Genomic DNA, 11,671 nt, shown 5'->3' with positions numbered 1-11,671 from the left:
CTCCCCCCCCCACCCCTCCCTTTTCCTCTTTCCCAAACGGGCTTTCCCTTGGGGGGGTGGGTCTCCCCCCCCCCCCCCCACCCTCCCCCCCCCCCCCCCCCCCCCGCCCGGCGTTCGAGGACACCGCGCGGAGCGCGGTAGGGGGTCCGGGGCCTGCCCCGGTTTCGGGAAGGGGCGGGTAGGGGAACAGGCCCGCCGCAGGCGCCACACGCTCCCGAGCAGCCCCCGCCCCGCCCACCTCACACGTACTTCTTCAGCTCCCGCCGCGCCAGCGACCGCTGATGCACCTCGTCCGGCCCGTCCGCCAGCTTCAGCGTCCGTGCCGCCGCCCACAGCTCCGCCAGCGGGAAGTCCTGGCTGACCCCGCCCGCGCCGTGCACCTGCACCGCCTTGTCGAGGATGTCGACGACCGCCCTCGGCGTCGCGATCTTGATTGCCTGGATCTCCGTGTGCGCCCCGCGATTGCCGACCGTGTCCATGAGCCAGGCCGTCTTCAGCACCAGCAGCCGCAGCTGCTCCACCGTCACCCGCGCGTCCGCGATCCAGTTCTGTACGACGCCCTGCTGGGCGATCGCCTTGCCGAACGCCTCACGGGACACGGCCCGTCGGCACATGAGCTCGATCGCCCGCTCCGCCATGCCGATCAGCCGCATGCAGTGGTGGATGCGGCCCGGCCCGAGCCGCCCCTGGGCGATCGCGAAGCCGCCGCCCTCCTCGCCGATCAGGTTCGACGCGGGCACCCGCGCGTCGGTGAAGACGACCTCGGCGTGACCGCCGTGGGAGTGGTCCTCGTAGCCGTAGACCTGCATGGCCCGGCGGACCTCGACACCGGGGGTGTCGTGCGGCACCAGGATCATCGACTGCTGGCGGCGGACGTCCTCTCCGTCGGGGTCGGTCTTGCCCATGACGATGAAGATCTTGCAGTCGGGGTTCATCGCCCCGGAGATGTACCACTTGCGGCCGTTGATGACGTAATCGTCGCCGTCCCGCTCGATCCGGGTCCGGATGTTCGTCGCGTCGGACGAGGCGACCTCCGGCTCGGTCATCGCGAAGGCGGAACGGATCTCACCGGCGAGCAGCGGCTCCAGCCACTGCTTCTTCTGCTCGTCGTTGCCGAACTGCGCGAGCACCTCCATGTTTCCGGTGTCCGGGGCCGCGCAGTTCAGCGCTGTCGGCGCGAGGTGCGGGCTGCGGCCGGTGATCTCGGCGAGCGGCGCGTACTGCAGATTGGTCAGGCCCGCGCCGTGCTCGGCATCGGGCAGGAAGAGGTTCCACAGGCCCCGCTTGCGGGCCTCCGCCTTGAGCTCCTCCACGATCGCGGGGGTGTCCCACGGGGAGGCCAGCGCGGCGCGCTGCTCCTCCGCGATCTCTTCCGCCGGGTAGACGTGCTCGTCCATGAAGGCGAGAAGTTCGGACCGGAGCTCTTCGGTGCGCGCGTCGAATGCGAAGTCCATGAGGTACTCAGCCTTCCTGGAGGGTGGTGAGGCCGTGCTCGATGAAGACGGGGACGAGATCGCCGATCCGGTCGAAGCCGGCGCCGACGGTCTGGCCGAGGGTGTAGCGGTAGTGGATGCCCTCGAGGATCACGGCGAGCTTGAACCAGGCGAACGCCGTGTACCAGGAGATGGCGGATGTGTCGCGGCCGGAGCGCTCGGCGTACCGCTCGATCAGTTCCGCGGGCGACGGGTGCCCCGCGGCGCCCGCGGTGGTGCTGACGGGCGAGTCGGGCAGTTCCAGCCGCTTGCTGTACATCACCAGCAGGCCGAGGTCGGTCAGCGGGTCTCCGAGGGTGGACATCTCCCAGTCGAGGACGGCCTTGATCCGGTCGTCGTCGCCGATGAGGACGTTGTCGAGGCGGTAGTCGCCGTGGACCACCGCGGCAGCCGGGGAGACGGGCAGTTCGCGCCCGAGGGAGGCGTGCAGCTCGTCGATGCCGGCGAGTTCGCGCCCCCGTGAGGCAGCCAGCTGCTTGCCCCAGCGGCGCAGCTGCCGGTCGAGGAAGCCCTCGGGCCGTCCGAAGTCACCGAGACCGACAGCCTCGGGGTCGACGGCGTGCAGGTCGACGAGGGTGTCGACGAGGGAGAGCACGGCCGCGCGGGTGCGCTCGGGTCCGAGCGGGGCGAGCTGTTCGGCGGTGCGGTAGGGGGTGCCGTCCACGTACTCCATGACGTAGAAGGGCGATCCGATGACCGACTCGTCCTCGCACAGCAGCACCGGCTGCGGCACGGGCACGGCGGTCGGGGCAAGCGCGCTGATCACCCGGTGCTCGCGCTTCATGTCGTGCGCGGTCGCGAGCACATGGCCGAGCGGTGGTCTGCGCACGACCCAGCGGGAGGTGCCGTCGGTGACGGCGTAGGTGAGGTTGGAACGGCCGCCCTGGATGAGCCGGGCGCTGAGCGGTCCGTCCACCAGTCCTGGCCGCTCGCGGTCGAGATGGCCGCGCAGTTGGTCGGGATCGAGACCTGGCGGGACTGAGCTCATGGTGCGCACCTCCGGGGGGCGGTCCTGGGGAACGCGTTCATGATGACCGACCAGTCGGTATGTCGTCCAGTGGGCCGGTCGAACCGATGCCTGGATCACATCTGCTTCACATCGGCGGACGGCTGACCCGGCCGGTCACCGGGGGTCGCTCAGGCGTGGCAGGCCACCGGAATCCCGCCGTTCATCGCGGCCATGTCCGCGAACACCGCCACCGGGTCGAGCGGAGAGCCTTCCGCCTGTCCGTCCAGCTCCGCGTAGGCCCGGTGCAGGTTCGCGACCAGCCGTTCGCTCTCCCGGAGGGCGGTGAAGACCCCGAGGTCCGCCCCGCGCGCCGCCTGAAGCGGCGTGAGCCCCTTGGCGTGCCCGGCCTCCGCCAGTTCGGCGACGAACCGCAGATAGCGTTCGGTCGCGTCGTACGCAGACGGATCGGTGATCGGCCCGTGGCCGGGCACGACGTGCTCCGCTCCGAGCGAGCGCAGCACGTCGAGGGCCCGCAGCGAGCCGCTCAAGGAGCCCATCGGCACGAACGGCGTACCGCCGTTGAAGATCAGATCGCCGGTGAACACGATCCCCTGCCGCGGCAGGTGCACCACCGTGTCACCGGTGGTGTGGGCGACTCCACCGGGGTGGATGAGCCGGACCTCGACGTCCCCGACGCGGAGCGTCAGCCGGTCGTTGTACGTCAGCGTCGGCGCGGTGATGCGGATGTCGCCGAAGTCGGTCTGCGGCCAGATCAGGTGGAGCTGGTGGCCCGCCGCGAGCAACTCGCTCCGGCAGGAGTCGTGGCCGACGACGGTCGCTTCCGGGAGGAAGACCCCATTGCCGTAGGTGTGGTCGCCGTGGTGGTGGGTGTTGACAAGCGTGCGGGGGAGCGGGGCGCCGGTCGCCAGCAGCGCCTCGCGCAGCGCCCTGGCCCGCCTCTCTGTGGCGGCGGTGTCGACGAGGAGCGTCGACTCCCCGTCACTGACGAATCCCGCGTTGTTCAGGCACCAGCCGCCGTCGGGCTGGACATAGGCGTGCACGTCGGGTGCGAGCTGGATGGTGTAGGGCTCGGTGGCGGGCAACTGGGCTCCCCTGGGTCGGGTCGAGGTCGAAGTGGCACCCCGAGCCTGCCGGTTGGCCTCGGGTGGGGGAACCGGCGGGGCCGAGAAGGCGGGGCGGGTGGCCGGCCGGCGCCTCAGTGGTCGTCCCAGTGCCCGTCGTGCTGGGCGTGCCGGTGCCCGTCGTGGACGTAGTCGACATGGTCGCCGTGCACCACCGCGGGGTGGCCGCAGCCGGCGCCGTGTTCATGGACGTGCCCGCTGTGCGACACATGCTCGCCCGGCTCGCACTCGTCCCAGTGGCCGGAGTGCTCCTTGTGGAGATGCCCGTCGTGGGCGTAGTCGATGTGGTCGCCGTGCGGGATCTCCGTGTGGCCGCAGGACGGGCCGTGGGTGTGCGCGTGGGCGGTGTGCTCGTGGTGGACGGTCATGGCGCCTACCTCTTGTGTGGTTCATGCCGAACTGTCTGGTTCCAGGCTAGTCGGCACCATCGGGGAGACGTCCGCGCTCACGGCGTCAGCCCGCGCGTCACACCACGATCGCCACCGCGAACGCCGCCAGTGCCAGCACGCACACCACGGCCGCGATCGCCCCCCGCGTCGGCATGGCCACCGGCCGGGCCGCGTCCATCGCGGCGATGCGACGGTGGGCGACGGCCAGAAATCCCAGCCAGGCGACGAGGCTCAGTCCGACCGCGAGCACCGCCTCCTGAGCCGCCTGTCTGGACGCCAGGACTGCCACCACCGTGCAGGTCAGCGTGGTGCGGCGCCACGCCAGCCGGGTCCGCTCCGGCTGCAGCCCCGGATCGCGCTCGGGAGCCGTCATACGTCGCCCCGCGCCACGACCACCAGCACCATCGTGATCGCCACGACGGCGATCACCACCGCCAGCAGCGCCGGGAACCGGGACGTCGGCAGGTCCTCGCCGCGGCGCATCGCCCGCTCGCAGCGCACCCAGTGGTTCACGGCCCGCACGGCGCACGCCGCGCCGGCCCCGATCAGCGCGAGCGCCAGCCCGGCGCGCACGCCCCAGCGCAGATCCGGCAGGAACTGATCGACCGCGAAGCCGCCGCCGATGAGCGCGAGCGCGGTGCGGAGCCAGGCGAGGAAGGTCCGCTCGTTCGCGAGCGAGAACCGGTAGTCGGGGGTCTCGCCCTCCTCCTCGATCCGCCGGGGCGCGAACCACAGCCGCAGGCTCTGTACGAAGTCGCTCACGCAGCGCACACTACCTGCGGCTCCGCACGTGCGGCCCGGTCACCTCCCTCACCATTGACCTCCGCCCGCCCGGTGTGCTTTGAGCCGCTCATAGGCGGCCAGTCCGTCCGGCACCCAGTCCCACTCGCCGAGCCGCGCCTCGAGCTCCGCGTCGGTGAGGAACGCGTGCCAGGCGACTTCCTCCGCCTGTGGATCCACCGGGAGCGCGCAGCGGACCTCGTACACGTACGACCACCACGTCTGCGCCGGGTCGCCGCCGCCGTCGTAGAGGAACTTGAACAGCGGTACGGGGCTGGGCAGTCCACGCACCCCCAGCTCCTCCTCCGCCTCGCGCAGCGCCGCCTCGTCGTAACGCTCGCCCGCCCCCACGACCCCGCCGACGAACATGTCGTACCGGGACGGGAAGACCAGCTTCGTCGGGGTGCGCCGGTGCACGAAGATCCGCCCCGCCGTGTCCCTGGCCAGGATGAACACGCACCGGTGCCGCAGCCCCCCGGCGTACGCCTCACCGCGCGGCGCCCGGCCGACGACACGGTCGTGCTCGTCGACGATGTCGAGAATCTCTTCAGCGCTCATGCGGCTCATCCAAGCACCGGCATGCACAGGGATTGACTCGTTACCGGCTGGTACCGAAGATCGGGGGCATCCGGCCCGGCGAAGGATGGAAGCCCATGGCGTACGACGCTGATGTGATCGTGATCGGGGCCGGCCTCGCGGGCCTCGTGGCCACCGCCGAACTCGTCGACGCCGGACGGAAGGTCATCCTTCTGGACCAGGAGCCGGAGCAGTCCATCGGCGGGCAGGCCCACTGGTCCTTCGGCGGCCTGTTCCTCGTCGACTCGCCCGAGCAGCGCCGGATGCGGATCAAGGACAGCCACGCACTCGCACTCCAGGACTGGCTGGGCACGGCGGGCTTCGACCGCGACCAGGACCGCTGGCCGCGCAAGTGGGCGGAGGCGTACGTCGACTTCGCCGCGGGGGAGAAGCGGTCCTGGCTGCACGCCCAGGGTGTGCGGTTCTTCCCCGTCGTGGGCTGGGCCGAGCGCGGCGGCTACGACGCGAACGGCCACGGCAACTCCGTACCCCGCTTCCACATCACCTGGGGCACCGGACCCGGCATCGTCGCCCCCTTCGAGCGGCGGGTGCGGGAGGGAGCCGCACACGGGCTGGCGCAGCTGAAGTTCCGGCACCGGGTCACCGGCCTGGGCAGCAGCGCGGGCAGCCTGGACACGGTGAGCGGCGAGATCCTCGAGCCGTCGGACGCCGACCGCGGCGCCGCGAGCGGCCGGGAGGCCGTCGGTGCCTTCGAGTTCAAAGCGCAGGCCGTAATCGTCACCTCCGGCGGGATCGGCGGCAACCACGACCTCGTCCGCGCCCAGTGGCCGAAGCGACTCGGCACCCCTCCGAAGAAGCTGCTCTCCGGCGTCCCCGCCCACGTCGACGGCCTGATGCTCGGCGTCGCGGAGCGCGCCGGCGCCAGCCACATCAACCGTGACCGGATGTGGCACTACACCGAGGGCATCGAGAACTGGAACCCGATCTGGGCGAAGCACGGCATCCGCATTCTGCCCGGACCGTCGTCGCTCTGGCTGGACGCACGTGGCAGGCGACTGCCGGTGCCGCTGTTCCCCGGCTTCGACACCCTCGGCACGCTCGAGCACATCACGCGGTCGGGCCACGACTACACATGGTTCGTGCTCGACCAGAAGATCATCGGCAAGGAGTTCGCACTCTCGGGCTCCGAGCAGAACCCGGATCTGACGGGCAAGTCGATCCGTGATGTGTTCGTACGGGCGAGGGCGGATGTGCCGGCGCCGGTCAAGGCGTTCATGGACAACGGCGTGGACTTCGTCGTGGAGAAGGACCTGAGCGCGCTGGTGCGCGGCATGAACGAGCTCACCGGGGACGGGCTGATCGACGAGACGGAGCTGCGCCGCGAGATCACGGCGCGCGACCGGGAGGTCATTAACCCGTTCACGAAGGACCTCCAGGTCATGGCCGTGCGCGGCGCCCGGAAGTACCTCGGTGACAAGCTGATCCGCACGGCCACGCCGCACCGCATCCTCGACCCGAAGTCCGGTCCGCTGATCGCCGTCCGCCTCAACATCCTGACCCGCAAGTCGCTGGGCGGCCTGGAGACCGACCTGTCGTCCCGGGTGCTCGGGGAGGACGGCGCTCCGCTGCCGGGCCTGTACGCGGCGGGCGAGGTGTCGGGCTTCGGCGGCGGCGGCGTGCACGGCTACCGCTCGCTGGAGGGCACATTCCTCGGCGGCTGCATCTTCTCGGGACGCGCGGCGGGGCGGGCGGCGGGGGCTGCGGTGGCGTAGCGGGGCGCCGCCCGCGAAGACCGCGCGCAGTGCGACAGGTGACGAAACTCTGACGTCCTGCCCCCACCCCTGGCCCTTCGCCCGCCCAAGTGCTCGAATCGAAGCGTGACCACTCACGACCCCGGCCCTGAGCCCGACCCCGGCCCTGCTCCTGGCGGTTCAGGCGAAGAGCGCGGTACCCCCGTCGGCCGACGGCTTGTGCTCGGCATGCTGGGGCTGGGCGCCGCCGGCGTCGCCACCGCGCCGTACGTGCAGCGCGGCATGGAGGCGTTCCTGGGGGCGGCGGCCGACAAGGACCCGACCGGGCTCACCGGGCTCCTGCCCAACGGAGGCGGCTTCCGCTACTACTCCGTCGCCACCTCCGTTCCCCGCAAGGACGCCCGGAACTACCGCCTCACGGTCGACGGCCTGGTCCGGAGCCCCGCCACCTACAGCCTCGCCGACCTGCGGTCCCTTCCGCAGACGCGGGTCGTACGGGACGTGCAGTGCGTCACCGGGTGGCGGGTGCCGGACACACCCTTCGAAGGTGTGAAGCTCTCCCATCTCCTGGACGCCGCCGGCGTGCGCCCAGAGGCACGGGCCATCCGTTTCACCTGCTTCGACGGCACCTACAGCGAGAGCCTGACCCTCTCGCAGGCCCGCCGCGACGACGTCCTCGTCGCACTGCAGATGCAGGACAAGCCGGTCAGCCACTCGCACGGCGGCCCGGTCCGTCTCTATGTGGCGCCGATGTACTTCTACAAGTCGGCGAAGTGGCTGTCAGGGATCACCGTCACGTCGGGCGTCGTCCCCGGCTACTGGGAGGAGCGGGGCTATGACGTCGACGCATGGGTCGGCAGGTCCAACGGCCGCACCGACACCCCCACCGTCTGAGGTCCCTACCCGCAGAGCGAGATTCAGCCCCGCCGAGCGCTGGGTGCACCGCACGACAGCCGCCCTGATGCTGCTCTGTATCGCGACCGCCGCGGCGCTCTACGTCCCCCAGCTCGCCGAACTCGTCGGCCGCCGCCACCTCGTGGTCACCGTCCACGAGTGGTCGGGGCTGCTGCTGCCCGTGCCGTTCCTGCTGGGCCTCGGCTCCCGCGCCTTCCGGGCCGATCTGCGCCGTCTGAACCGCTTCGCTCCGTACGACCGCGAGTGGCTGCGTGCCGTTCGCCGCCGGGACCGCCGGGCCTCCGCCCGGCCGGCGGGCAAGTTCAACGCCGGGCAGAAGATCTACGCGGCCTGGATCGCGGGCGCCGTCCTCGTCATGCTCGGCACGGGGCTGCTGATGTGGTTCACCGGCCTCGCCCCGCTGGTGTGGCGTACGAGCGCCACCTTCGTCCACGACTGGCTCGCGCTCGCCATCGGGGTCGTCGTCGCCGGACACATCGCGATGGCGCTCGCCGACCCGGAGGCACGCCGTGGCATGCGTACCGGGTCGGTCGAGCGCCAGTGGTCGCGCGACCGTCACGCGAAGTGGTGAGGGCTGCGCGGCGGACGCCACGCGAAGTGGTGTTCTCGTGGACGACCCGGAGCACCCGGTGCAGCGGGTCACCGACGTCATCGGATCGCCGCTGATCGCGCTGCTCCGCCTTGGCGAGGATCGTGTCGACGATCTGGTCCGCCCCGCCGGAGTCGGCGAGGAGCTTGCCCAGGATCGCGCCCAGCGCGATCAGCACGCCGACGCCCGCCACGGTGGAGCCGAGGCCGGGCGTGAACGAGGTGATCGTCTTGTCCAGGGGCGCACCGGCGAACGCGCCCAGCGCGAGCGCCCCGATGGTCAGCGCCGGGAAGGCGTGCAGCTTGAACTTGGTGACGAGCAGGACGATGACGGCGATGCCGAGCTGGGCGTTGCCCGCCGAGGTGGCACGCGCCGCCCGTCCCGCCGATCAGGGCCTCGGCGACCTCCCGCACGGGCCATAGTGGGGGGTGACGTCCACTGCGCGAGGAAGGGCAGGTTCTGCGATGCCGCAGCAGGTGCACGGTGTGATCGCACCCGGGAGGAACGAGCCGGTACGGGTGGAGACGATCACCGTCCCCGACCCGGGTCCGGGCGAGGCCGTGGTTCAGGTGCGGGCCTGCGGGGTCTGCCACACCGATCTGCACTACAAGCAGGGCGGGATCAACGACGACTTCCCGTTCCTGCTGGGCCACGAGGCGGCCGGCGTCGTCGAGTCGGTCGGCGACGGCGTCACCGACGTCCGGCCCGGCGACTTCGTGATCCTCAACTGGCGCGCCGTGTGCGGCCGCTGCCGCGCCTGCGAGCGCGGACGGCCCTGGTACTGCTTCGACACCCACAACGCGCGACAGAAGATGACCCTCGCGGACGGCACCGAGCTGTCGGCGGCACTGGGCATCGGCGCCTTCGCGGAGAAGACCCTGGTCGCCGCCGGCCAGTGCACCAAGGTCGACCCCGAGGTCTCCCCGGCCGTCGCGGGCCTGCTGGGCTGCGGCGTGATGGCCGGCATCGGCGCCGCCGTCAACACCGGCCAGGTCGGTCGCGGCGACAGCGTGGCCGTCATCGGCTGCGGCGGCGTCGGCGACGCCGCCGTCGTCGGCGCACGGCTCGCCGGAGCGGCCAGGATCATCGCCGTCGACATCGACGACCGCAAGCTCGCCACCGCGAAGAAGATGGGCGCCACCCACACCGTCAACTCGCGCAGCACCGACCCCGTCGAGGCCATCCGCGAGCTGACGGGCGGCTTCGGCGCGGACGTCGTGATCGAAGCCGTCGGCCGCCCGGAGACGTACAAGCAGGCCTTCTACGCCAGGGACCTCGCCGGCACCGTTGTTCTCGTCGGTGTCCCCACCCCCGACATGAAGCTCGAGCTGCCACTGCTGGACGTCTTCGGCCGCGGCGGCGCCCTCAAGTCGTCCTGGTACGGCGACTGCCTGCCCTCGCGCGACTTCCCGATGCTCATCGACCTGCACCAGCAGGGCCGGATCGACCTCGGCGCCTTCGTGACGGAGACCATCGGGCTCGGCGACGTGGAGAAGGCCTTCGCCCGCATGCACGAGGGCGATGTACTGCGATCGGTGGTGGTCTTCTGATGGCCGCCCGTATCGACCACCTGGTCACCTCCGGTACTTTCTCGCTCGACGGCGGCACCTGGGACGTCGACAACAACGTCTGGATCGTCGGTGACGACACGGAGGCGATCGTCATCGACGCCGCCCACGACGCCGACGCGATCCTCGCCGCGCTCGGCGGCCGTACCCTGCGCGCCATCGTCTGTACACACGCGCACAACGACCACATCGACGCCGCCCCGGCGCTCGCCGCGGCCACCGGCGCGCCCGTCCTGCTCCACCCGGACGACCTGCCCCTGTGGAAGCAGACCCACCCAGAGCGCGCCCCCGACGCTGAGCTCGCCGACGGAGAAGTGATCGCCGTCGCGGGCACCGAACTGACCGTCCTGCACACCCCGGGGCACGCTCCCGGGGCGGTCTGCCTCCACGCCCCCGGCCTCACCAGCGTTTTCACCGGAGACACCCTCTTCCAGGGCGGGCCCGGCGCGACGGGCCGGTCCTTCTCCCACTTCCCGACGATCATCGACTCGATCCGCGACCGGGTGTTCACGCTGCCGCCCGAGACGGTCGTCCGTACCGGTCACGGCGACACGACCACCATCGGGGCCGAGGCGCCCCACCTTCAGGAATGGGTCGACCGGGGCCACTGAGCGAGCGTCAGCCGGCTCTCGAAGCGGCGGTGCTCCTTCGTGACCGGGTCGGTGAACTCCAGCGCCCGCGCCAGCAACTGCAGCGGATGCGAGAAGTCCTCCGGCGCCTCGGGCAGCACGACGGGAAACAGCGGGTCGTTCAGGATCGGCAACCCCAGACCGTTCATATGGACCCGCAGCTGATGGGTACGGCCGGTGGCCGGCAGCAGCCGGTACCGGCCGAGCCCGCCGCGTTCGGCGAGCAGCCCCACCCGGGTCTCGCTGTTCGGCTCGCCCGGCTCCTCGCCGGCCGCGAGCACGCCCCGCTGCTTGACGATCCGGCTGCGCACGGTGCGCGGCAGCACCACCGCCGGGTCGTACGGCGCGATCGCCTCGTACTCCTTGCGCACCTGCCGGTCACGGAACAGCGTCTGGTACGCGCCCCGGTCCCCGGGCCGTACGACGAAGAGCACCAGACCCGCAGTGAGCCGGTCCAGCCGGTGCGCGGGCTGGAGGGCGGGCAGATCCAGATCGCGGCGCAGCCGCGCCAGCGCCGTCTCCTTCACATGGCTGCCGCGCGGCACGGTCGCCAGGAAGTGCGGCTTGTCGGCGATCACGATGCGCTCGTCACGGTGCACGATCCCGATCTCGAACGGCACCCGTTCTTCGACGGGGAAGTCCCGGTGGAACCAGAGATACCGGCCGGCCTCGTACGGCTCGTCCCCGGCCACCGGTCCGTCCTCGCCGGCGAAACGCCCGTCCTGCAGCATCGCCTCGAGGCGCCCGGGGCCGACCGCGCCCCCGTACCGCGCCAGCAGATGGTCCCGCACCGTGGGCCAGGCGCCGTCCGGGTCCTCCGGAAGCCGCAGCCGCACCGGGTCCACACCGTCGCGCTGGGGGAGCGGGGCGATCGGCACCGCCCTGTTTCTGCGTCTCACCGACAAGACTGTATGCGGCCTTCAGCGAGC

At 71.5% G+C, this 11,671-nt stretch carries 13 protein-coding genes and 1 pseudogene; 5 read left to right on the top strand and 9 right to left on the bottom strand.

Going from position 1 to position 11,671, the window contains the following annotated elements:
• Nucleotides 1-239 precede the first annotated feature (239 nt).
• The 7 genes from ACZ4SA_RS19290 to ACZ4SA_RS19260 all read right to left on the bottom strand — a co-directional run bounded on the left by ACZ4SA_RS19290 (nt 240) and on the right by ACZ4SA_RS19260 (nt 5,311).
• A complete protein-coding gene (locus tag ACZ4SA_RS19290; RefSeq protein ID WP_468275866.1) occupies nt 240-1,454 on the bottom strand; it encodes an acyl-CoA dehydrogenase family protein in 1,215 nt (404 codons plus the stop codon).
• 7 nt (nt 1,455-1,461) lie between these two features.
• Entirely contained in the window at nt 1,462-2,481 is a 1,020-nt protein-coding gene (locus ACZ4SA_RS19285; RefSeq protein WP_468275864.1) for a phosphotransferase family protein, read from the bottom strand.
• A gap of 149 nt (nt 2,482-2,630) precedes the next feature.
• Nucleotides 2,631-3,545 (bottom strand): MBL fold metallo-hydrolase, encoded by a 915-nt coding sequence (locus ACZ4SA_RS19280; protein ID WP_468275861.1) that lies wholly within the window; start codon nt 3,543-3,545, stop codon nt 2,631-2,633.
• A gap of 113 nt (nt 3,546-3,658) precedes the next feature.
• Nucleotides 3,659-3,952, bottom strand: coding sequence for a hypothetical protein (locus tag ACZ4SA_RS19275; RefSeq protein ID WP_468275858.1), 294 nt, complete (start codon nt 3,950-3,952; stop codon nt 3,659-3,661).
• 97 nt (nt 3,953-4,049) lie between these two features.
• Nucleotides 4,050-4,346, bottom strand: a complete 297-nt coding sequence (locus tag ACZ4SA_RS19270; RefSeq protein WP_468275855.1) for a DUF202 domain-containing protein — start codon at nt 4,344-4,346, stop codon at nt 4,050-4,052.
• The gene (locus ACZ4SA_RS19265) at nt 4,343-4,735 is read right to left on the bottom strand and encodes a YidH family protein (protein WP_468275853.1); all 393 of its coding nucleotides are present in this window, start codon (nt 4,733-4,735) and stop codon (nt 4,343-4,345) included. The genes ACZ4SA_RS19270 and ACZ4SA_RS19265 overlap by 4 nt, the downstream gene beginning before the upstream one ends.
• 48 nt (nt 4,736-4,783) lie before the next feature.
• Nucleotides 4,784-5,311 (bottom strand): NUDIX domain-containing protein, encoded by a 528-nt coding sequence (locus ACZ4SA_RS19260; RefSeq protein WP_468275851.1) that lies wholly within the window; start codon nt 5,309-5,311, stop codon nt 4,784-4,786.
• A 95-nt stretch (nt 5,312-5,406) separates the two neighbouring features.
• Here ACZ4SA_RS19260 and ACZ4SA_RS19255 point away from each other — a divergent pair, with 95 nt between their 5' ends.
• The 3 genes from ACZ4SA_RS19255 (at nt 5,407) to ACZ4SA_RS19245 (ending at nt 8,527) form a co-directional block, all read left to right on the top strand.
• Nucleotides 5,407-7,062, top strand: a complete 1,656-nt coding sequence (locus tag ACZ4SA_RS19255) for an FAD-binding dehydrogenase (protein ID WP_468275848.1) — start codon at nt 5,407-5,409, stop codon at nt 7,060-7,062.
• A 207-nt stretch (nt 7,063-7,269) separates the two neighbouring features.
• The gene (locus ACZ4SA_RS19250) at nt 7,270-7,935 is read left to right on the top strand and encodes a molybdopterin-dependent oxidoreductase (RefSeq protein ID WP_468276048.1); all 666 of its coding nucleotides are present in this window, start codon (nt 7,270-7,272) and stop codon (nt 7,933-7,935) included.
• On the top strand, nt 7,877-8,527 hold the full coding sequence (locus tag ACZ4SA_RS19245; RefSeq protein ID WP_468275846.1) for a cytochrome b/b6 domain-containing protein: 651 nt from the start codon (nt 7,877-7,879) through the stop codon (nt 8,525-8,527). Before ACZ4SA_RS19250 ends, ACZ4SA_RS19245 begins: the two co-directional genes overlap by 59 nt.
• A gap of 97 nt (nt 8,528-8,624) precedes the next feature.
• Here ACZ4SA_RS19245 and ACZ4SA_RS19240 read toward each other — a convergent pair.
• Nucleotides 8,625-8,909: pseudogene (locus tag ACZ4SA_RS19240) on the bottom strand (GntT/GntP/DsdX family permease); the annotation flags it as partial.
• 100 nt (nt 8,910-9,009) lie between these two features.
• Here ACZ4SA_RS19240 and ACZ4SA_RS19235 point away from each other — a divergent pair.
• Both ACZ4SA_RS19235 and ACZ4SA_RS19230 read left to right on the top strand, forming a co-directional pair.
• Nucleotides 9,010-10,095: an S-(hydroxymethyl)mycothiol dehydrogenase gene (locus tag ACZ4SA_RS19235; RefSeq protein WP_468275843.1), complete on the top strand. Its 1,086-nt coding sequence runs from the start codon at nt 9,010-9,012 to the stop codon at nt 10,093-10,095.
• On the top strand, nt 10,095-10,724 hold the full coding sequence (locus ACZ4SA_RS19230; protein WP_468275841.1) for an MBL fold metallo-hydrolase: 630 nt from the start codon (nt 10,095-10,097) through the stop codon (nt 10,722-10,724). The genes ACZ4SA_RS19235 and ACZ4SA_RS19230 overlap by 1 nt, the downstream gene beginning before the upstream one ends.
• Here ACZ4SA_RS19230 and ACZ4SA_RS19225 read toward each other — a convergent pair.
• Nucleotides 10,697-11,641, bottom strand: a complete 945-nt coding sequence (locus ACZ4SA_RS19225) for a pseudouridine synthase (protein ID WP_468275839.1) — start codon at nt 11,639-11,641, stop codon at nt 10,697-10,699. The genes ACZ4SA_RS19230 and ACZ4SA_RS19225 overlap by 28 nt on opposite strands.
• Nucleotides 11,642-11,671 lie beyond the last annotated feature (30 nt).

Source organism: Streptomyces sp. NPDC027962 (assembly GCF_055566095.1).
The sequence above is the reverse complement of the archived record's forward strand: the minus strand, read 5'-3'. Positions and strand labels throughout refer to the sequence as shown.

Excerpts from the sequence above, each read along its gene's own strand:
- ACZ4SA_RS19250 (WP_468276048.1), top strand. The coding sequence starts at position 7,270 with ATGCTGGGGCTGGGCGCCGCCGGCGTCGCCACCGCGCCGTACGTGCAG.
- ACZ4SA_RS19270 (WP_468275855.1), bottom strand. The coding sequence starts at position 4,346 with ATGACGGCTCCCGAGCGCGATCCGGGGCTGCAGCCGGAGCGGACCCGG.
- ACZ4SA_RS19285 (WP_468275864.1), bottom strand. The coding sequence starts at position 2,481 with ATGAGCTCAGTCCCGCCAGGTCTCGATCCCGACCAACTGCGCGGCCAT.
- ACZ4SA_RS19290 (WP_468275866.1), bottom strand. The coding sequence starts at position 1,454 with ATGGACTTCGCATTCGACGCGCGCACCGAAGAGCTCCGGTCCGAACTT.
- ACZ4SA_RS19245 (WP_468275846.1), top strand. The coding sequence starts at position 7,877 with ATGACGTCGACGCATGGGTCGGCAGGTCCAACGGCCGCACCGACACCC.
- ACZ4SA_RS19230 (WP_468275841.1), top strand. The coding sequence starts at position 10,095 with ATGGCCGCCCGTATCGACCACCTGGTCACCTCCGGTACTTTCTCGCTC.
- ACZ4SA_RS19235 (WP_468275843.1), top strand. The coding sequence starts at position 9,010 with ATGCCGCAGCAGGTGCACGGTGTGATCGCACCCGGGAGGAACGAGCCG.
- ACZ4SA_RS19275 (WP_468275858.1), bottom strand. The coding sequence starts at position 3,952 with ATGACCGTCCACCACGAGCACACCGCCCACGCGCACACCCACGGCCCG.
- ACZ4SA_RS19255 (WP_468275848.1), top strand. The coding sequence starts at position 5,407 with ATGGCGTACGACGCTGATGTGATCGTGATCGGGGCCGGCCTCGCGGGC.
- ACZ4SA_RS19260 (WP_468275851.1), bottom strand. The coding sequence starts at position 5,311 with ATGAGCGCTGAAGAGATTCTCGACATCGTCGACGAGCACGACCGTGTC.